Origin of the sequence: Nakamurella panacisegetis (genome assembly GCF_900104535.1) — a bacterium.
Lineage (GTDB): Bacteria > Actinomycetota > Actinomycetes > Mycobacteriales > Nakamurellaceae > Nakamurella > Nakamurella panacisegetis.
In genome coordinates this window covers 1,027,294-1,047,322 of record NZ_LT629710.1, presented here as the reverse complement: position 1 = coordinate 1,047,322, position 20,029 = coordinate 1,027,294, and the positions used below count along the sequence as shown (strand labels likewise).

The window sequence follows — 20,029 nt, the reverse complement described above, 5'->3', positions numbered from 1 at the left end:
GGATCACCCGCTGTCCGACAGCGGGAAGTTCTGCGTGGCCGGGGTGCCCGGCGTCACGGTGACCATGGCCGTCCGGGCGACTCCGGTGGCCGACGTGGCGGTCACGGTGTAGACCCCGGCCGGCAGCTGGTCGATCACGTAGCCGCCGTTCGGCACCGGGCCGGACCCCGCCGTCGAGGTGACCGGCCAGCTGCGTTTGCCGTCGGTCGCGACCACGGCCGCACCGGTCATGGGGGCTCCTCCCGGCCCGGTCACCACGCCGGTGATCTTGCCCAGGGCGCCGACCATGACCACCCGCAGCGGGGCCACCGGCGCCGTGCCGGTGAGGTTGACCGGCACCGTGGCGTCGGCGTACCCGTTCAAGCTGAAACTGAGGGTGTAGGAGCCGGGGGAGGGCAGACCGGACAGGCTGAAACTGCCGACGACGCCGGCGGTCAACGTGGTGGTGGTCTGCGGGTCGGCCGCGCCGCCGACGGTGACCGTCGCGCCGCCGATCCCCTTGCCGGTGGAGTCGACCAGCACCCCGCTCACGTTGCCGGTCCCCTTGGCCAGCACCACCTTCAGGGCGTTGTTGACCTTGCCCGGGCCGAGGTCGACCACGACCGTGGTTTCGCCGAATCCGGCCCCGGAGAAGGTGATCACGTAGGTGGCCGGGGTGGGGAGCTGACCCAGCACGAAATGCCCGACCTGACCGGTGGTGGGGGTGCCGGTGGTCACCGCGGTTCCATCGACCGTCGTGGCGACGGTGATGCCGCCCAGCGGGCTGGTTCCGTCGGTGACGGTGCCGGAGATCTGGCCCAGCCCGGACGACAGCAGGACCGACGGCTCGAAGCGTTTCGCCCCGCCGCTGACGTCGGTCTGGACGGTCGTCGGCTGGTAGCCGCTGGCCGTGAACACCAGTTGGTAACTGCCGGGGGCGGGCAGCTTGGGGATCGTGTAGCCGCCGGATGCGTTGGTCCTGACCGACGCGATCGTCTTGCCCTGGTTCTTCCCGCCCAGCGGTCGGACGCTGACCGTGGCCACCACCTTGTCCAGGGTGTCGCCCGGGTCGATCGACCCGGTGATGGTGGCCGGTTTGCCGACGATGACGGCATCGGCCCCGGCCGTGACGGCTCCGCTGGACACCGTCACCGCCTGGGCGGACCCCTGGTTCGGCGCCGCCGGGTGGTACACGGTGACGAACCCGGCGGCCGAGAAGCGCAGCGCGTAGCTCCCCGGGAACAGCCCGGCGACCTGGTAGGTGCCGTCGGTCTGGGTGGCTGCCGAACTGACCACCACCGTGCTGCCGTCGGCCTTGGTGCGCAACGCTTCCACCAGGATCCGGCCCACCGGTTCGCCGTCGGTGGCGGCGGTCACGGTGCCCGAGATGGTGCCCCCGAGGCCGGCCGGCATGGCGCCGGTCTTGGGCAGGGCTCCGGCCGGCGGCTCGCCGCCGGCGCTGGTCGCACCGCCCGCTGTCCCGCTGCCCGGAGCCGCGCCGGCCGGCGCTCCGGGCGCGGCGCCGGCTGAAGTCGCACCGGCTGAAGTCGCACCGGCTGAAGTCGCACCGGCTCCCGCCGCGGCCCCCGGCGCGCTCCCGGCCACTGCGGCCTGCGAAACGCCGGCCGGCTGATCGGTGACGGCGGTGGCGAAGTACGACGCCGGGGCGGTCTTGGTGAGCGGGTCGCCCGCGAACACCTGGCCGAGGCCGAACAGGAACACCCCGGCCCACAACGCGATGATGGACAGCAGGATCAGCGCCGTCAGCACGCCGCGGGTGAACCACGGCCGCTGGCGAAGGGTGATGATCAGCGACTCGGTGAGTGGCTCGGCTCCGGCCGCGGAGGACAGCGCACCGTCGTCGCCGTCGGCGTCGGCGTCGCCGGGAGCGCGGAACGGGCTGGGCGACTTCGTGAGCAGTGCGGTACCGGACAACACGGAACCAGAGCCCATGGGCGCACCGGACGGGACCGGGACGAGGAATGGTTCGTTGTCGATCGGACGAGCGACCGCGGTCAGGGTGATGAGCCGGTCCAGATCGGTCCCCAGGATCATCCGCGGCCCGCGGACACTGACCACCACGTCGCCGGCCTGCCCGGCCGGCACCATCAGCCGGCTCGGCGTGAGCGCGACCGAGATCGCCTTCTCCGGGTCGTTGGCCTTGAGCGCCACGTCGAGGGCGACGTTGCCGCGGTTGGCCACGGTGAGGATGTACCTGGCGTTGCGGTGCGTCCGGATCAGCTGCGGACTGCTGCTCAACCCGATGGCCGGGGCCTGCGGCACCAGGAGGTCGACGTCGACGTAGGCCGGTGCGGTACCGGGCTGCCGGGAGTGCACCTCGACCGTCATCGGGTGCCGGCCGGCCGGGAAACTGCGTGGCAGGCCGAGCGTCAGGGTCATCTGTCCGGAGGAGTCCGGGAAGAGCGGTAGGACCGACGGGTGGCTGCTCACGTGCTGGTCGGGCAGCCCGACGATGCGCGCGGTGACGCCGTCGATCACCTGGCCGGTGTTGATCACGTCGAGGGTGATGTCGGCCCGCTGGCCGGGAACCAGATCCAGAAGTTCCGTGTCCGCTCTTACCCGCACCTGGAGTCAGCTTCTCCCGAAGGCGGGCATGCTGACCGGCTCCGGCGGGGCGGTGTAGCCCTCGAGCATTCGCTCGATACGGGCGACGCTGGTCGGCAGATCGACGTAGGGGAGGGCGTCGCTGGCGGTGGTGACCACGAGTTCGAAGGACGGCTTGATGGTGCCGCCGACGGTCGACCAGACGTCCTTCGCGCGGTTGTTGTCGTGCGGGGCCACAGCCAGCTGGACACCGGAGGTGATGTCGGCCGGGAGGTGCTCCGGCGGCAGTGCCTGGGTGATCAGGAACGCCGTCAGGACGTCACCGATCAGCTGGTGTTCGTCGCGGACGGAGCCGGCCCAGGCCGTGACCAGGTAGTGCAACTGCAGCAGGGGCAGCGGGGGGCGCCGCTGGGTGCGTCCGTCGACGATCCGGTCGACCGCGGGACGGGGCGGTTGCGGTGACCGGCCGACACCGAACAGGAACAGGTTGACGGTGATCCGGTTGAGCTGGGCCGACCAGGTTCCCGACGGTGAGTCGAAGGAGACGTCACCCAACGCCGTCGGCAACGGAAGCGCTTGGCGGACAAGCGCTTCCAAGGCCGTGTCGATCGTTGGAATGATCACCGACGTGCTCCCCGGTGGGCCGCACCCGGCCCCGGACCTCAAGGTGGACGCGTGCGCCTGCCCGCGTGAAAATTCACCGGGGCAACGCGGCTTGTGACCGTTTGCTCCGTTTCCTGCTCCACAGTGCAGGGTGGAGCGCCGTCCGTCCAGCAGTGGGTCAGCAGGTCCGGGGCAGTTTCTGGGCCCGGATTGATGCGGAGAGTGAGCACCGGAAGGGCTGGCCAGGTCGCCAGGACCGAATGGGTGGCGCTTGGTAATTCGCTACATGCCGATCAGATGAATTCCGGAATAGAAACGCCTCGACGGTGACTCCCGCGCGGCTTCCCTGCCCTAAGGAGTGGAAATTCCGCTCGCGTGTTTCGGTTCGGACACGCGCGGTGTTCGCCGCCCGGTTGTGAAATTGCCCGATGCTCCAGCTGTGAACATGGACCGGGGTGATGGACGCCGGTCGGGCCGTCCCTGAGACGATCAGACCCTGAGAAGATGGCGGCGACAACCCGGATTCGGCCGGGCCTGATCGCCCGGCGTGCGGATGAGGTGACGGTGGTGATCGCGGCAGCCCTGTCCGATGTCCTGGCGGCGGTCCAACGGGCCGCCGATCGCCGGGATCTGACCGGCACCCCGCCATGGGAAGCCGTGGCCAGGGCCCTGCAGCGGGACCACCCGGAAACGGGGGAGAGTGACGGAAGTCCGTTGCCGGTATCCGATCCGCTGTTGCGGATGGCCTCCGTGTTCGGCCTCGGCCGGGCCGAGGGTGACCTGCTGTTGGCCGCCGCTGCACCTGATCTCGATCCGAACTTCGCCCACGCCTACGGCCTGTTGCTGGGTGCGGTCGGCCCGCAACCGGCGTCCGCCGCGTTGTTGCTGGAGCTCGCGGGGATCCCGCTGCTGTCGGGGGCCGGTCGGGCCCTGCTCGGCCAGACGGCCCCGCTGCGGCGATGGGGGCTGCTGCACCTGCAGACCGGACCGTTGAACCTGGGCCGATCGGTGACGGTCGGCGAGGACGTCGTCGGTGCGTTGGTCGGGCACCCGGTGCAGGAGCCGGTGTCCTTGGCCATGACGGTCGACCCGGTCGACCCGGACGAGCTGCCCGCATCAGAGGCGGCGGCCCAACTGGCCGCCGCGCTGTCCGCCGGGACCCGGCTGAGCTGGATCGAGGACCCGGTCGGTGCGGCCGGGGTGGCCACCGCCGTGGCGGCCTTCGCGCAGGCCGAGATCGCCTGCAGCGTGTTCGATCTGGCGCGACGTCCAGCCGGTGTCGGATTGATCGCGGCGGCCCTGGCCGCGGTTCGGCGGGCCGGTCTGCTGGCCACGGCGGTGGTGCTGACCGGAGCCGAAGCCCTGGTCGGCGATGACACCGCGGCCGAGGCGGTTGCCCTGTTGTCCGGATCGCCGGTACCGGTGGTGCTGATCGGCCGATGCCGTTGGAACCCGGCCTGGCGGGCCTCGTTGCCGGTGGTGGTGCGGGCGGTTGCCCTCGATCCCGATCAGCGGGTCCGGTTGTGGCGCAAGCACGTCGCCGCCGAACAGGTGCCGGCCGAGCTGCTCGTGCCGTACCGGCTCACCCCCGAGCAGATCACCGCGGCCGGCCGTCACGTGGTGGCCCAGGCCGGCCTGGCCGGACGACCGGTCGACTCCGGTCAGGTCGCCGAGACCGTCCGCCTGCTGGGCGGATCGGGTCGGTTCCGGCCCGGATCGGGAGCGGCGCGCACCAGCTACGACGACCTGCAACTGCCGCCGGAGACGCTCAACTCGCTGCACCGGCTCGGCGACTGGGTCCGGCTGCGGGACAGCGTCATCTCACGGGGGCCGGTGCACGGTGCCGGCGGCAAGGGCACCGGCATCGCGGCCCTGTTCACCGGTGGACCGGGGACCGGTAAGACCCTGGCCGCCCATGTCATCGCCGACACCGCCGGGCTGGACCTGATGCAGGTCGACCTATCCGGCGTCATCGACAAGTACATCGGCGAGACCGAGAAGAACCTGGAGCGGGTGTTCGCCGAGGCGGAGAACCTCAACGTCGTGTTGTTCTTCGACGAGGCCGACGCCCTGTTCGGCAGCCGCAGCGAGGTGAAGGACGCCAAGGACCGCTACGCGAACCAGGAGGTGTCCTACCTGCTGCAGCGAATGGAGCACTTCAACGGGATCACCGTTCTGGCCACCAATCTGCGCGGCAATCTGGATGCCGCCTTCGCCCGTCGTATGCACTTCATCATTCATTTCCCCGACCCGGACGCCGCGACCCGGCGGCAGCTGCTCGGCCGCCTCCTGGACCGGGTCGGCGAACTCGACGAGAGTGACCCGCTCGACCTGGACTACCTGGCCACCACCATCGAACTGGCGGGCGGCGACCTGCGCAACATCGTGCTCGCGGCGGCGTACGACGCGGCCATCGACGGCACCGGGGTGGGATCTCGTCATGTGCTGGCCGCCACCCTGCGCGAGTACGCCAAGCTCGGGCGTCGGGCGCCGGCCGGATTGCTGCCGTGACGGTTGTGGCCGCCGCGCACGGATCGTCACGCCCACCTTTGTCATTTGTTCACTCGGCCGGGGATTTCGTTCCCTCCACCGGACGACGCGGCGTTCGGCCGGCGGCGTCTAGAGTCGAATTCAACTGCGAACGGCCGCCGCGCCGAGAAATGGGTGCGGTGCGTCTTGACGATGCCGACCGAACGCGCCAGGAGGGCCCACGTCCGACCGGGCGCCGTCGACGAATCCGTTGACCTCGAGAGCGAAGGCGACGCTCGGGTCGGTGCCGGTCCGATCGGAGGGCGGCTGGAGGCCGGTCCACCGCTACGACGGTCGGCCGACCCGCTGGGGGGCAGTCAGGTCGACGCGGGCATCTCCGCGGCCCTGCGTCGGCGGGCCGGATCCGGCGCGCAACTGCCGGCCGAGCTGTCCGGGTCGCTCGGTGAGCACTACGGCCAGGACTTCTCCTCGGTGCGGGTGCATGCCGACCCGGAGGCCGGGAAGATCGCTGGTGCCCTCCAGTCCCACGCCTTCACCCACGGCAACGACCTGTATTTCGCGCCGGGGAAATTCAAGCCGGGAGCGCCCGACGGTCAGCGGCTGATCGCGCACGAACTCGGGCACGTGGTCGCCCAGCGGACCGGGGCCGACTCCGGTGGTGGCGCCGGCCTGACCGTCGGGAACGCGCACGATCCGGCCGAGGCGGCGGCCGATCGAGCCGCCGACGGAGCCATGTCGGCGTTGCGGCGCAAGGCATCCGACCCGGCCGGGCACCAGCACGGGAACTGTGATTGCGCACCGGTCGAGGGTTCGTTGCGGCGCTCGTTCGCTCCGCTTGATCGCTCCCCGCTGCGGCGATCGGTGACTTCCCCGGGCGCCCGGCTCGATCAGGCGATCCGCCGGGAGGTCGGCACGGACGTCGAGCAGGTGGGCAACACCTTCGAAGGGGGCACCGGGAAATACGCCGGGACCAAGAAGGAGAACGAGAAGGGTGTGTCCACGACCACCCACAAGGCGGTCGCCGGGGCCTGGGGCGAAGCTTCCGCCGAGAAGGACGAATTCAACGGCAAGACCCATCGCAAGGGCAAGGCCGAGGCATCCGGGGTGGCCGGAGCGGAGGCGTACATCGCACTGATCAAGACGGCCACCGAGGAGGAACTGTCGGTCGCCTACGAGGCGTGCGCTCGGGCCGGCGTCTTCGGGAAGGCCGAGGCGTCCGGGGTGATCACCCGAGGGCCGCTGCAGGCCGGGGGTGAGGTGTCGATCGAGGGCGGGGTGGGCGTGTCGGCCGGTTCCACCGGCAAGGCCAAGATCGACCGCAGCGGGAAGATCCCGAAGCTCGAAGCGGCCCTGACCGCGTTCGCCAAGGCCGGCGCCGAATTCGACTTCGCCGCCATGGGTTTCGTCGGTGTCGGGCCGGCCCAGCTCATCGCCAAGATCGAGGCCTCCGGTTTTGCCGGCGCGAAGGCCGAGGCCTCGGGCTCGGTGAAGGCCGGCCCGACCGGGGTGAAACTCGAGGGCGAAGCTTCGGCCATGGCCGGCGCCCAGGTGGAGGGCACCGCGGCCATCACCGTCAAACTGTCCAACCAGGAAGTGACGGCCGCCCTGGCCGGGGAGGCATTCGCCGGAGTCAAGGCGTCGGTCGGCGGGAAGATCGCGATCGGGCTCAGCGGTATCGAGGTCAGCGGCAAGGCCGAGGCCTTCGCCGGGGTGAGCGCGGAGGCGACCGGCTCGGTCGAGTGGACCCACAAGGGCCGGACCATCTTCGCCGCCTCCGGTACGGTCACCGTCGACGCCGGCGCCGGCGGCAAGGTCGAGGGCACGTTCACCTTCAAGAACGGCAAACTCAAGATCAGCTTCGGCGCCAAGGCGGTCCTGGGTGTCGGTTTCGGTGCCGACGTCGCGGCCGAGTTGGACTTCATCGCCCTCGGGCAGGCCATCTACTCCGAGGTCAACGACGCCATCAACCGGAGCACCGTCACCATCGGCGACTCGGCCGGCAAGATCGACCGGCAACCAGTGGTCGACCGGCTCGTCGCCGCCGGGTTGATCAAGCGGGGGTACGAGGCCTATATCAGCGACTTCCGCGGGTACGCCAGCAAGAAGCTGTCGGAGGGTCAGAACGGCATCAAGAAGGAACGGGTGCAGGAGATCCTGGACTTCCGCCGCGGGCAGATCGGTATGGACCTGGTCTACGGCGAGACCGACCAGGGCATCACCAAGGCCGCCGTCGAGGCGTTCGGACCGCTGCTCAAATCGATCACCATCAGCGGCGGGACCATCACCTCGTTCCTCCCGGCGCCGTTCACCGCCATCGAGGGCATCCGGAAGACGAACACCAAGGACACCACCCTGGCCGCCTTCCGCACCGCGCTGAGCACCCAGGTCGGCAAGGTGCAGGCGGGCGGTAAACATCTGCCGGACACCGACATGATCACCAAGGTGATCGGCAAGCACTACTCCAAGGTCAGTGCGGCGCGGACGCCGGAAGAGGCCGACACCGAGATGGCGACCGTCGTCGAGGAGGTGTACGCCGGCATCATCTCCGGTTTCACCATCACCGGCGGGGTGCCCGGCTCGTTCAAGTTCGACGCGAAGACGGTGCAGGAGAAGGATTCCGCCGTCGTCACGACCAAGGCCGACAACGCCCAGAAGGCACTGCTGGCCCAGATCACCCAGGGCTGCGCGGTTTATGCGGCCAAGAAGGCCGGGCAGGGCGACAACGGCATCAAGAGTGAACGGGTCGCCAAGATCATCGCCGACCCGGTGTCCAAGTTGCGGACCGCGGCCCCCGACGATCCGGCCCGACTCGCCCTCGATGGCAAGATCGCCCAGGCTGTCAAGGACGGCCTCGGATCGGCCATCCGGGAGCTGGAGGTCAGCGGCGGCACCATCACGGTGTTCAGTGCCGCCGACGCGCAGGCGATCAAGGCCGGTGACAAGAACGACAAGGCCGCGGCGGCCCGCCAGCTGGTGTACGCCGAGGCGTCGAAGAAGTTCGCCGAATACGCCGCGAAGAAGGCGGTCAAGGGGACCAACGGGGTCAAGCCCGAAGAGATCCAGGCCATCGTCACCGCCGCGTTCAAGAAGGTCGGGGACGATCCGACGGCCCGGGCCGAGGCCGACGCCACCCTGACCGAGAAGGCCCGGCTCGCCTTCGGAGACACGGTCAATCACCTGAAGGTCACCGACGGCCAGGCCGTGGTCGTCGTCTCGCAGACCAAGACCGCGGCGGTGAAGGAGAAGACCAAGTCCGAGGCGGCCCGGGTGGGGTCGGCGTTCGGCGAGGAGGACGGCAACAAGCGCCGCTACAACGTCCGGCACGCGCTGTACGACAACTTGTCGACGTACTTCACCCGGATCAGGGCGAACCCCCGCGGGGTGCCGACGCTGGGCGAGGTACAGACCATCGTCAGCAAGGGTACGGCCGGTTTCCGCTCCGAGTTGGCCTTCGACGATGCGAAAGCCGAGCTGATGAAGGCGATCTCGGACGCCTCCGAGGGGTACTTCACGGTGCGGCGGGTCGATGACGCCGGCACCCTGAGCGGGGCCAGCGCGGACATGACGGCGTTGATGGCGTTGCGCGGCAAGGACGGCGACGACGCCAAGGACGAGGTGGTGCTGGCCGCTCTGCGGTCGCCGCTCGCCTCGTACGCCAAGGCCAGCTACAAGAAGCGGCCGACCCTTTCGACCCTGCAGGCCGTGGTGGACAAGGCCAAGCGGGCCTGGGCCGCCGGCGCGGACACCGCCACTCCGGTCGACGAGCTCATCGCCAAGGCCATCGCCGAGGCGTTCGCCGAGCGGATCAAGGAGTGCAGGGTCGAGGGCGGGATGGTCACCGTCCTGCGTATGGCATCCTGACCCTGCTCGTTCTCTCACGAAAGGCCTGTGCCGCGTGGATGTCCCGTCCCGGATTCATTTCTACAGCGCCGTCACCGGTGTCTCCTTCGAGCTGCCGCCCGGATTCGAGGCCGGGGCGCAGGACGAACGCAGCGCGCAGTACGAATGGCGCGACGAGGACGACGATCAGGTGCTGGCCCGGGTGGTCGTGCAGCAGATGGATGTCGGCGCAGCGGCCGTGCGCACCGTCGCCGAAGCCTTCGCGGCGGCCGACGGCGACCTGGTCGAGGAACGTCTGGCCGTGATCGACGACTGTCCGACGGCCACCGTCGTGGTGCATCTGCCGCACGGCGTCCGCGGTTCGACCCCGGTCACCGGTCCTGGAGGCGACGATCTGGTCGCGCATTTCACCGCGGTCGAGTTCTCCGGCGCGGTACGCACCGTCGCCGCGTTCGCCCCCTGGGCCGACCGGGACCGGTGGATCCCCGTGTTCGACGAGGCGGTGGCGTCATGCCGATTCCTGTGAACCCGGTGCCGATGGCCAGCCTGGCCCGGATGGATCTGGGCATCTCCATGCTGGTGCCGCTCGGTTGGGGGATCGACGGCGACGAGAGCCGGATCCGGCTGCTCGGCCCGCTGGAAGACGGTCGGCGCCCCACGTTCACCCTGTTGCAGGGCGAGCCGGAAGCGGACGGCGAACCGTGGTTCACCGAATTCCGTGAGCTGGCCGTGGCCCGGATCGCCGCGACGGCAAAGGGTTTCGTGAAGCTGTCGGTGGAAGACTTCGTGTTGTCGAGTTTCGTCGACGTGACCGCCCTGCACTACCGGCGGGACGAGCCGGATCCGGTGAGCCAGCTGCAGGCCTACCTCTGGGCCTCCAGTTCCCGCATGCTGGTGGCCGATGCGGCCACCGCCCGGGCCCACGAGGCGCGCGATCTGCCCATCTTCGATGCCATCCTGCGCTCGATCCGGCTGCTGCCCATCTGAACACCCGGCGGTCGGCTACTCGACGGCCGGTTCCTCGGCGTGCGCGACGGGTGCGTCGGGCTGCATCAACTCGTTGGCCTTGATCACGACGATGATGTCGCCGGGCTGCAGGACGTGGATCTTGCCCGAGTCGAACCGATGCGAGACCCCGTGGCGGATCACGGTCAGCACGATCTCGCCGTTCTTGATCAGTCGCGACGGGGACAACCCGATGTCCTCCCGGCGTACGGCGCGCTCGGAGATGTTCAGCCCGGCCACCGGTTCCAGCAGATCCTCGATCACCTCGCCCGCGTTGGGCGCGATGATGGACAGGCCCAGCAGCCGCCCGGCGGATTCCGCCGTCGGGATGACGACGTCCGCTCCGCCCTGGCGGAGCACGCCGATGTTCTGCTCCTCGCGGGCGGCGGCGGCGATCGTGGCCTTCGGGTTCAGCCGGCGGGCGGTCAGGGTGACCAACACGCTGGTGTCATCGCGATCGGTGGCCACGATGACGCGCTCGGCCCCGGGCACCGAAGCCTGCTGCAGTACCTCCTCCCGGCGGGCGTCACCCAGCACACCGACACAGCCGGCCGCGGTCGCCGCCTTGATGCTGGCGCCGTTGCTGTCCACCACCACGATGTGGTCGGCCGGGTATCCCTGGTCGACGAGGGCCTGGACGGCCGAGCGGCCCTTCATGCCGTAGCCGATCACCACGGTGTGCCTCTTCACGCGTTGCCTCCAGCGGTGATAGCGGAACTGCTGGCGGCTCCGCTCGGTGAGCACCTCGATGGTGGTGCCGACCAGGACGATCAGGAACAGGAACCGCAGCGGGGTGATGATCAGGATGTTGGTCAGCCGAGCTGATTCCGACACCGGGGTGATGTCGCCGTAGCCGGTGGTGGAGAGGGTCACGGTGGCGTAGTAGAAGGCGTCCAGCCAGGTCCTCAGCTTGCCGTCCAGATCGCGGTAGCCGTCACGCTCCAACCAGACAACGGCGGCCGTGGCCACCACGCACAGCAGAGCGATGAGGATCCGGACCAGGATCGCCCGCAACGGCCCGTGCACACGGTCCGGCAGCAGCACGCGAACCTGGGAATCCTTCGCCACAGCCGGGACACTACTGGTGATCCACCCCGTGGATGCCACCGAGAGGGGTCACGGCTCGACGACCGGTGACTACGGGGTCTCGCGCTCCGCGAGGAAGGCCTCGAACTGGGCGCCCAGCTCGTCGGCGGTCGGCAGCGGAGCCGACTCGGCCAGCAACCCGCGACCGGTGGCCGAGACGAAGGCGTCGTACTGGCCCTCCAAGGCGTGGACCATCTCGGCGATCTCGCTGTTCTCCTCCAGCTGGGTGGCCAGCTGGGTCTGCACCGCCGCGGCGGCGGCGTCCAGGCCGGCCGTGGGCAGGACGAGCCCGGTGGCGTCCGAGGTGGCCTGGATCAACGTTCGGGCCGTCTCCGGGTAGTCGGAACGGGCCACGTAGTGCGGAACGTGAGCGGCGAAACCGATGGCGTCGCGCCCGGCCTGCCCGAACCGGTACTCCAGCAGCCCGGTGGCGTGGCCGGGCACCTGCACGGTGCCGATCCAATCCTGTGGGGCGTCGATCAGATCCGGCCGGGTGGCGTGGGTCGACATGCCGGTCGGGCGCGTGTGCGGGACCCCCATCGGGATGGCCATCAGGCCGACGGTCAGACGCACCGCGAAACGGTCGGCGATCTGGCCGACGGCGGCGGCGAAGCGCTCCCACTGCATGTCCGGCTCGGGCCCGGTGAGCAGCAGGAACGTGTTGCCGACCTCGTCGACCATGGCTCGGATGACCAGCTGCGGAGCGTCGTAGTCGATGAAGGCGTTGCGGGCGAAGGTCAACGTGGGGCGCCGGGCGCGGTAGTCGATGAGCTGGTCGACGTCGAAGGTGGCGATCACGGTGCTTTCGAGCTTGTCCAGCAGTTGCGCGACGGCCAGGCTCACCCCGCTGCCGGCGTCGACGTATCCGTCCAGGGCATGCACCAGCACGGGGCTGGCCAGATCCTCGATCTGGGGGACTTCGAGGTGCAGCTCGTAGAGCTCACCCGGTTCGCCGGCCATCACATGGCCCTCCTGAACATCTCGTGTCGCTGTTCGTGCGCAGGTCGCACGCCACCATTGTGCGTCGTGGACGCACCTGTTGGTGGCCAACGGCCGGGGGCTCGTCGACATTCCCGGAATCGGCGACCGGCCGCGTCGGGGACGCCGTCGGTCAGCCGAAGACGACGGTCCGGAGTCCGTCCAGCAGCACCCGGTCCTGCAGGTGGTAGGCCAGACCACGGGCCAGGACGGCCTTCTCGATGTCCCGGCCGCGCCGGGCCATGTCGGCCGCGGAATCGGAGTGGTCGATCCGGATGACGTCCTGGTCGATGATCGGGCCGGCGTCCAGGTCGGCGGTGACGTAGTGGCAGGTGGCGCCGATCATCTTGACGCCGCGGGTGTGCGCCTGGTGGTACGGCCGGGCGCCCTGGAAGGACGGCAGGAACCCGTGGTGGATGTTGATCAGCCGGCCCGACCACTCCGCGCACAGGCGCGGCGGTACCACCTGCATGAACCGGGCCAGCACGATGGCGTCGGGGGAGTGGGTGTCGACCTCCGAGCGGATCCGGTCGAACGCGGCCGCCTTGCCGTCCGGGTCGGTGGGAACCGGGACGTGGACGAACGGCAGCCCGAACATCGACGCGACCCCGGCCAGGTCGGCGTGATTGCCGATGACGCAGGCGATGTCGGCGCCCAGGGCCCCGGAGTGCCACTGGGCCAGCAGCTCGTAGAGGCAGTGGCCCTCCTTGGACACCAGTACGACTGCGGTCTTCCGCACCGCCGAGTCGGTCACCTGCCACTGGTGGGCGTCCAGGTGGTCGGCGATCAGGGCGAACCGGTCGCGCAGCTCGTCGACGCCGAATGACAGCGAGTCGGCCCTGATCACCTGGCGGGTGAAGAAGTTCCCGGAGTCGGGGTCCGAATGGTAGGCCGCCTCGACGATCCAGCCGTCGATGTCGGCCAGGAACGTGGTGATGCGGGCGACGATCCCGGTGGCGTCCGGGCAGCTCAGGGACAGGGTGTATCGGCGCTCCATGGTCAGGAGGTCAGCGCGGCCGCGGTGTAGTCCGCCTCGCGATTGAGCAGGGCCGTGACCTGCTCGACCACGATGCCCTCGATCTTGCCGCCGAACATCGGGATCGGCACGTGGGCCTGACCCTCAACGCTCAGGGTCGATCCGGCCCCCGACGGGGCGAGGGTCATGGTGCCCTTCAGCGTGGCCGGGGCGCCCTTGATGACGACCGTGAACGGCGCGACGTGGCTCTCCCCGTCGGTGTGCCACTCCTCCGTGCGCTCGGTCACCGGATCGCCGGGGATCATCGAGGCCACCATCGACGGCAACGCGGACGACGGGATCGACTGGCGCGTGACGACTTTGGCCGCGGCGCCGTCGACGTCCAGGCTGACCACCGCCGGATCGATGCCGCCGGTCTCGGCGAGGCGGCGCTCCAGGAAGGCGCGGTCGGTCAGCAGCTGGTAGACCGTGGCCGGCGGAGCGGCGAAGTCGTGGGTGACGGACAGAGACGTTGGCACGGGTGCGCTCCTGAGGGTGACGGCCGATTGTCGGTCAACGGTGGGTCGGGCTCAACAGTAGGGCAGCGGGGCCGGAGGTTACTTGCGGGTAACGGAGCCGGGCCCGGACGGGCCGGCCACACCGGGCTTGCGGCGTGGCTGTCCGCCGGAATCCTCCCGATCATCGCCGCCTATATTTTCACGTGGCCGCATCGTCCTGACCACCCGGAGGCATCATGCCCGACACCGCGACGGCGGACATCTGCCCGATGTGCGGACATGCAGTGGTACGGGCCCGAACCGGGCCGTCCTGGTGCCCGGAGTGCGAATGGAATCTCGGGGCCTACGACCGGGGCGAGACGTCCACCGGGATCGGTTGGCAGCGCCCGGACGGATTCCAGCAGCGCATCAATCGCCGCATCGACCGCTTTCAGCATCGTGTGTCGTTCCGGATCAACCAGCGTGAGTCCGACCGGTTGCGCAGCGATCCCCCGGCCGGCGCCCGGCGGTCACCGGCGTTGATCGCCCTGTTGGCCATCTCGGCGGTGACGGTCCTGATCCCGCTGGCTCTGCTGGCCGGGTCCGTTCTCCTCGTCAAGATCGACGCGCCCCTCCCGATCGTGCTCGGAGCGGTGTTGGTCATGCTGGCGGTGTTCCTGCGGCCGCGCTTTCCCCGGTTCCCCGGTACCGAGGGATCTCGGATCCATCGAGCCACTCATCCGGTGCTGTTCGGTCTCATCGATGATGTCGCCGGCCGGATAGGCGCGCCGATCCCCGAGATCGTGGCGGTCGACGGCCAGTTCAATGCGTTCTGCATGCGGGTGGGGGCGCGTCGCACCCGCGTGCTCAACCTCGGCCTCCCGTTGTGGACCGCGCTCGACGCCGACGGCCGGATGGCCCTGCTCGGATACGAACTCGGCCACTTGATCAACGGTGATCCCGATTCCAGGCTGCTGGCGCAGCCCGCCCTGACCACCTATCGGCGCTTGGCCTATCTGTGCAACCCGCGGCGGGTGGTGACCGGCGGCCGCCGTCGCAACGGCTACGGCGAGCGTCTGGGCAGCGAGCTGGCCAGTGTCTTCATGTGGCCGGTGTACCAACTGACGACCCTTCTCGACCTCGGCGTCCACCTGCTGGCGATGCGTTCGGTCCGCCGCGCCGAATATCTGGCCGATGTCTACGCCTGCCGTGCCGGTGGCACATCCGGCGCCGTGAACCTGTTCACCGTTCTGGTGTTGGCCGGCCCGTTGCGCACGGCGATCCGGACGGCCGCCCTGTCCAACGCCGATCCGGGCGAATGGCACGAGGCCGGCTCCCGGACCGTTGCGCAGAAGGGCGCCGATATCCGGCTGTGGGAACAGCGATCGATCCGGGTGGACAGCGGGGTGCTGCACAGTCACCCGCCGGCCGGCCTCCGACTGCGGATGGCTCGGAGCTGGCCCCGGCTGGGCCTCGACCCGGCTGATCGGGACGAGCTCATGCTGACCATCGACCGGGAACTCGGCCTGCAGTACCAACGTGTCGCCCGCGACCTCCGAGGCTGACCGGCGGCAGCGGCTCAGCCTCTACCCTTGGCCGGTGCCCACATCAGTCCGCCTCGCCGACCTGACCACGCTGCGTCTGGGCGGTCCGGCGCCGGAGTTGGTCACGGTGACCACCGCCGACGAGGTGGCCGGGGCGATGCGCGCCTTCGCCGGCCAGGACGTCCTCGTCCTCGGCGGCGGATCGAATCTGGTGGTGGCCGACGCCGGGGTACCCGGCCCGGTGGTCCGCATCGCGGTGTCCGGGGTGCGCATTGCCGAGGACGGCGACGCGGCGCTGGTCACCGTCGGCGCCGGCGAGGACTGGGACGACGTGGTCGCGCAACTCGTCGATGCCGGGTTCACCGGCCTGGCGCCGCTGTCCGGCATTCCCGGGAGTTCGGGAGCGACGCCGGTCCAGAACGTCGGGGCCTACGGCACCGAGATCTCCGAGCTGCTGGAGTCGGTCACCCTGTACGACCGGCTGACCGGCGAGGTCAGGTCGGCGCCGGCGGCGGAGCTGGAACTGGCCTACCGCAGTTCCATCCTTCGGGGCACCGCGCGTGCAATCGTCCTGGACATCACCCTGGCCCTGACCCGGATTCCGACCACCGTCGCCTACGCCGAACTGGCCCGGACGCTGGGGGTCGCACCCGGTGCGACGGCGCCGGAACACCGGATCCGGGAAGCGGTCCTGGCCCTGCGGCGGTCGAAGGGCATGGTCATCGAGGCCGGGGTCGACGATCCGGACACCCGCAGTGCCGGATCGTTCTTCACCAACCCGATCCTGGACGAGGCGCAGCTGGCCGCGGCGGACGCGGCCATCCGGGCCGCTCACGGCCCGGACACGACCTACCCTCGTTATCCCACCGCCGATGGGCGGACCAAACTGTCCGCGGCCTGGTTGATCGAACGAGCCGGATTCGCCAAGGGCTACGACGGGCCGGGTGGTCGGGTCGGGGTCTCCACCAAGCACACGTTGGCCCTGGTGAACCGGGGGGCCGGCTCGACGGCCGACCTGCTCGCCCTCGCCCGGGAGATCCGGGACGGGGTACGGGAACGGTTCAAGGTCCGCCTGCACCCGGAGCCGGTGTTCGTCGGAGTCCAGCTGGACTGAGCCCGGGGTGCGTTCAACGGCGCATTGCAGATGTGTTGCGATCGTTGCGCAAACAGCGTGGGCAGACATGGACTTCACAACGGGCCTCTACCGTTGTGTTCCGACCCGTGATCGTCGGCGGGGCCGCAGGGTAGCCCTGCAGCTCGAGGGAAGTGGAGACATCTTCGTGGGAAAGCGCTCAGCCGCTCTGTTCGGCCGCCGCACGGCCGGCATCACCGTCCTGTTCGCCGCCGCGGCCCTGATCGTGTCGGCGTGCTCGTCCGGCAGCGTCGAGACGGTGACGGTGACGGTGCCCAGCAGCCAGGCGCAGGCCCAGCCGACGGTGGCTGCGCCCGAACTGACCTCCGCCGGGTCGTCGGCGCCCTCCACGGCCGAGTCCTCCTCCACCCAGACGGTTGCCGGCAGCAACGTGCGGATCACCGCCAAGCCGGCCTTCGGGTCCAAGAACGTCCCGCCCAACGACCCGGTGACGATCACCGTGTTCGCCGCGACCCTGGGTGACGTGACGCTCAAGGGCAACGACGGCCGTGTCATCGCCGGCAAGATCGCCTCCGACAAGGGGTCGTGGACCAGCACCCAACGGATGGCCTACAACACCACCTACACCTTCACCGGCACCGCGACCAGCGCCGACGGCAAGACCACCAAGATCAGCGGGAAGATCTCGACGGTGAACCCGAAGTCGACCGAGCGCGCCTCGATCCAGATCCCGGATGGCGCCACCGTGGGGGTCGGCGCGCCGATCATCATCACCTTCTCGGGCAAGGTCACCAACCGCGCGGCGGCCGAGAAGGCGCTGACCGTCACCACATCCGCCGGTTCGGCCGTCCAGGGCAACTGGGCCTGGATGCAGGACGAGCAGATCCAGGCCAACGGCCCGGTCCAGTCGCAGGTGCACTGGCGGCCCACCAAGTCGCCGGTCACCGGAGCCACCCCGTTCTGGCCCAAGGACACGAAGGTGACCGTCCAGGCCAACCTCAGGGGCGTCGACCTCGGCGACGGCCAGTGGGGCCGGGCGGACTTCACCAGCGGCTTCACCGTCGGGCGTTCGCAGATCGTGATCGCCAACGCCTCGACCCACCGGCTGATCATCACCGTCGACGGCCTGGTCACGAAGAACTATGCGGTGTCCTACGGCAAGGAGTCGGTGCCGGGCCGGGCCACCGTCACCGGGATCCACCTGGTCACCGAGAAGTATCCGACGTTCAAGATGTGCAATCCGCAGTTCGACTACTGCAATGCCCTGGAGAAGTGGGCCGTGCGCATCAACAACAACGGCGAGTTCATCCACGAGAATCTCAAGGCGGCGGCGGCCTTCGGTATCGCCAACGTCTCTCACGGGTGCATCAACATGGGCGAGCCGGACGCACAGGACTACTACAACTCGGCGATCTACGGCGACCCGGTGGTGGTGACCAACACCGGTGGACCGGCGATGAGCGAGAAGGACGCCGTCTACGACTGGATCTACTCGCCGACCGACTGGCAGGCACTCTCCGCCCTGTAGCGCGAATCCTTTCCTCGCACACAGGGCACAATCGACCTCGTGACCACCCGGAGTTCTCGACCTGCGCTGCGCCGGCTGGCGGCCATCTCGCTGCACACCTCGCCGCTGGCGCAGCCCGGCACCGGTGACGCCGGGGGGATGAACGTCTACGTCGCCCAGACCGCCGTGACGCTCGCGGCCCGCGGTGTCGAGGTGGAGATCTTCACCCGGGCGACCTCGTCGGACTGTCCACCGACGCAGGAGATGGTGCCCGGGGTGCTCGTGCGGCACATCGCGGCCGGTCCGTTCGAGGGCCTGGACAAGGACGAGTTGCCCGGCCAGCTGTGCTCGTTCGCGGCCGGGGTGATGCGGGCCGAGGCCCGTCAGGAGCCGGGCTACTACGACCTGCTGCACTCCCACTACTGGCTCTCCGGCCAGGTCGGCTACCTGGCCAAGGACCGCTGGGGCGTGCCGCTGGTCCACTCCGCGCACACCCTGGCCAAGGTGAAGAACGCGGCGATGGCCGAATCCGACCAGCCGGAGCCGCGCGGCCGGCTGATCGGTGAGGAGCAGGTGGTGGCCGAGGCCGATCGGCTCATCGCCAACACCGATACCGAGGCCAGGGAGTTGGTCGAGCTCTACGGCGCCGCGCCGGACCGGATTGACGTGGTGCCGCCGGGGGTCGACACCGAGCTGTTCCGTCCGGGGTCGAAGGCGGAGGCTCGGGCGGCGCTCGGCCTGGCCGACGACGAGGTGGTGCTCACTTTCGCGGGCCGGATCCAGCCGTTGAAGGCTCCGGACGTGCTGCTGCGCGCGGTCGCCGTGCTGCGCGACCGGTACCCGGGTCGCCGGTTCCGGGCGGTGGTGGTGGGCGGGGCCTCGGGCACCGGCCGGATCGCGCCCCACCGGTTGTCCGAGCTGACCGCCGAACTCGGCATCAGCGGCCTGGTCGATTTCCTGCCGCCGATGCCTCCGGCGCGTCTGTGCCAGGTGTTCCAGGCCTCGGATGCGGTGGCGGTGCCCAGCTACAACGAGTCGTTCGGGCTGGTCGCGTTGGAGGCGCAGGCCGCCGGGACCCCCGTGGTGGCCGCGGCCGTGGGCGGGCTCCGGGTGGCCGTCGACGACGGAGTCAGTGGCCTGTTGGTGGCCGGGCACCAGCCGCAGCACTGGGCGGACCGGCTGGCCGAGGCGGTGCTCGATCCACGGCGTCAGGCTCGACTGGCGGCGAACGCCCCGGCCCAAGCCGCGAAGTTCTCCTGGGACCGGACGGTCGACGGGCTGCTGGAGTCCTACGACCGGGCGCTCTTCGCCGCCGCTCCGGTGCACGTATGACGACGGCGACCACCGCGGCCCAGATCTCGGCCGCCCTCACCGAACTCGGAGTCACCTTCAGCGCGGAGCCGGACGACGCGTTCCTGCTCACCCTGCCCGGAGAGCGGCGGCACCGGACGTTGCTGTGGCTGCTGGTGGGGTCGCACGAACTGCTGATCGAGTCCTTCGTCTGCCGGGCACCGGACGAGAGCCGGGAAGAGGTCTACCGGTTCCTGTTGCAGCGCAACGCCAAACTCCGGACGGTGGCGTATTCGCTGGACCTGGCGGGCGACATCCACCTGGTCGGTCGGCTCGGGTTGTCCAGCCTCGGGCCGGACCCGGCGGCCGAACTGAACACCGTGCTCGGTGTCGTGCTGACCACCTCCGACGAGGACTTCAACCAGATCCTGGAGCGCGGTTTCGCCGGCGCCATCCGTCGTGAGTGGGCCTGGCGCACGTCCCGCGGCCACTCCCTGCAGAATCTGCAGGCCTTCCGGCACATGATCGAGAACACGCCGTAGACCCGGTGTTCATGGGCCGGGGATCCGTGGCCCAACCGTGACCGACGGCGTGCAT

At 69.8% G+C, this 20,029-nt stretch carries 15 protein-coding genes; 9 read left to right on the top strand and 6 right to left on the bottom strand.

Features of this window, described 5'->3' with window-relative positions; all coding sequences use genetic code 11:
• Window positions 1-3 precede the first annotated feature (3 nt).
• Window positions 4-2,565 (bottom strand): carboxypeptidase-like regulatory domain-containing protein, encoded by a 2,562-nt coding sequence (locus tag BLS97_RS04520; protein WP_090474782.1) that lies wholly within the window; start codon window positions 2,563-2,565, stop codon window positions 4-6.
• Between the two features lie 6 nt (window positions 2,566-2,571).
• Window positions 2,572-3,168 (bottom strand): DUF4255 domain-containing protein, encoded by a 597-nt coding sequence (locus BLS97_RS04515; protein ID WP_157695178.1) that lies wholly within the window; start codon window positions 3,166-3,168, stop codon window positions 2,572-2,574.
• Between the two features lie 483 nt (window positions 3,169-3,651).
• Between BLS97_RS04515 and BLS97_RS04510 the strand changes: the two genes are divergently transcribed.
• The 4 genes from BLS97_RS04510 to BLS97_RS23185 all read left to right on the top strand — a co-directional run bounded on the left by BLS97_RS04510 (window position 3,652) and on the right by BLS97_RS23185 (window position 10,464).
• Window positions 3,652-5,658 (top strand): AAA family ATPase, encoded by a 2,007-nt coding sequence (locus BLS97_RS04510; RefSeq protein WP_090474780.1) that lies wholly within the window; start codon window positions 3,652-3,654, stop codon window positions 5,656-5,658.
• Between the two features lie 171 nt (window positions 5,659-5,829).
• The gene (locus BLS97_RS04505) at window positions 5,830-9,498 is read left to right on the top strand and encodes an eCIS core domain-containing protein (protein ID WP_090474779.1); all 3,669 of its coding nucleotides are present in this window, start codon (window positions 5,830-5,832) and stop codon (window positions 9,496-9,498) included.
• A 34-nt stretch (window positions 9,499-9,532) separates the two neighbouring features.
• The gene (locus tag BLS97_RS23190) at window positions 9,533-10,003 is read left to right on the top strand and encodes a hypothetical protein (protein WP_172832210.1); all 471 of its coding nucleotides are present in this window, start codon (window positions 9,533-9,535) and stop codon (window positions 10,001-10,003) included.
• Window positions 9,988-10,464 (top strand): hypothetical protein, encoded by a 477-nt coding sequence (locus tag BLS97_RS23185; protein ID WP_172832209.1) that lies wholly within the window; start codon window positions 9,988-9,990, stop codon window positions 10,462-10,464. The genes BLS97_RS23190 and BLS97_RS23185 overlap by 16 nt, the downstream gene beginning before the upstream one ends.
• Before the next feature lie 15 nt (window positions 10,465-10,479).
• Here BLS97_RS23185 and BLS97_RS22635 read toward each other — a convergent pair whose 3' ends face one another.
• The 4 genes from BLS97_RS22635 to BLS97_RS04485 all read right to left on the bottom strand — a co-directional run bounded on the left by BLS97_RS22635 (window position 10,480) and on the right by BLS97_RS04485 (window position 14,040).
• Window positions 10,480-11,550 (bottom strand): potassium channel family protein, encoded by a 1,071-nt coding sequence (locus tag BLS97_RS22635; RefSeq protein WP_197676404.1) that lies wholly within the window; start codon window positions 11,548-11,550, stop codon window positions 10,480-10,482.
• Window positions 11,551-11,619: 69 nt separating this feature from the next.
• A complete protein-coding gene (locus BLS97_RS04495; RefSeq protein ID WP_090474778.1) occupies window positions 11,620-12,528 on the bottom strand; it encodes a proteasome assembly chaperone family protein in 909 nt (302 codons plus the stop codon).
• A 151-nt stretch (window positions 12,529-12,679) separates the two neighbouring features.
• Entirely contained in the window at window positions 12,680-13,543 is an 864-nt protein-coding gene (gene purU / locus BLS97_RS04490) for a formyltetrahydrofolate deformylase (RefSeq protein WP_090474777.1), read from the bottom strand.
• A gap of 2 nt (window positions 13,544-13,545) precedes the next feature.
• Window positions 13,546-14,040, bottom strand: a complete 495-nt coding sequence (locus BLS97_RS04485) for a DUF2505 domain-containing protein (protein ID WP_090474776.1) — start codon at window positions 14,038-14,040, stop codon at window positions 13,546-13,548.
• Window positions 14,041-14,255: 215 nt separating this feature from the next.
• Here BLS97_RS04485 and BLS97_RS04480 point away from each other — a divergent pair, with 215 nt between their 5' ends.
• The 5 genes from BLS97_RS04480 to BLS97_RS04460 all read left to right on the top strand — a co-directional run bounded on the left by BLS97_RS04480 (window position 14,256) and on the right by BLS97_RS04460 (window position 19,974).
• On the top strand, window positions 14,256-15,563 hold the full coding sequence (locus tag BLS97_RS04480; RefSeq protein ID WP_090474775.1) for a M48 family metalloprotease: 1,308 nt from the start codon (window positions 14,256-14,258) through the stop codon (window positions 15,561-15,563).
• A gap of 34 nt (window positions 15,564-15,597) precedes the next feature.
• Window positions 15,598-16,656 carry a UDP-N-acetylmuramate dehydrogenase gene (locus BLS97_RS04475; protein ID WP_090481304.1) on the top strand — a complete coding sequence of 353 codons (1,059 nt, stop codon included), beginning with the start codon at window positions 15,598-15,600 and terminating at the stop codon, window positions 16,654-16,656.
• 166 nt (window positions 16,657-16,822) lie between these two features.
• Window positions 16,823-18,163, top strand: a complete 1,341-nt coding sequence (locus BLS97_RS04470) for a L,D-transpeptidase (RefSeq protein ID WP_157695177.1) — start codon at window positions 16,823-16,825, stop codon at window positions 18,161-18,163.
• 30 nt (window positions 18,164-18,193) lie between these two features.
• Window positions 18,194-19,474 carry a D-inositol-3-phosphate glycosyltransferase gene (mshA, locus tag BLS97_RS04465; RefSeq protein ID WP_197676555.1) on the top strand — a complete coding sequence of 427 codons (1,281 nt, stop codon included), beginning with the start codon at window positions 18,194-18,196 and terminating at the stop codon, window positions 19,472-19,474.
• Window positions 19,471-19,974, top strand: coding sequence for a type III secretion system chaperone family protein (locus BLS97_RS04460; RefSeq protein WP_090474773.1), 504 nt, complete (start codon window positions 19,471-19,473; stop codon window positions 19,972-19,974). The genes mshA and BLS97_RS04460 overlap by 4 nt, the downstream gene beginning before the upstream one ends.
• The last annotated feature ends 55 nt before the right edge of the window (window positions 19,975-20,029 follow it).

Coding starts and splice junctions, on each gene's coding strand:
- BLS97_RS04460 (WP_090474773.1), top strand. CDS start 19,471: ATGACGACGGCGACCACCGCGGCCCAGATCTCGGCCGCCCTCACCGAA.
- BLS97_RS23185 (WP_172832209.1), top strand. CDS start 9,988: ATGCCGATTCCTGTGAACCCGGTGCCGATGGCCAGCCTGGCCCGGATG.
- BLS97_RS04505 (WP_090474779.1), top strand. CDS start 5,830: ATGCCGACCGAACGCGCCAGGAGGGCCCACGTCCGACCGGGCGCCGTC.
- BLS97_RS04510 (WP_090474780.1), top strand. CDS start 3,652: ATGGCGGCGACAACCCGGATTCGGCCGGGCCTGATCGCCCGGCGTGCG.
- purU (WP_090474777.1), bottom strand. CDS start 13,543: ATGGAGCGCCGATACACCCTGTCCCTGAGCTGCCCGGACGCCACCGGG.
- BLS97_RS04495 (WP_090474778.1), bottom strand. CDS start 12,528: ATGGCCGGCGAACCGGGTGAGCTCTACGAGCTGCACCTCGAAGTCCCC.
- BLS97_RS04480 (WP_090474775.1), top strand. CDS start 14,256: ATGCCCGACACCGCGACGGCGGACATCTGCCCGATGTGCGGACATGCA.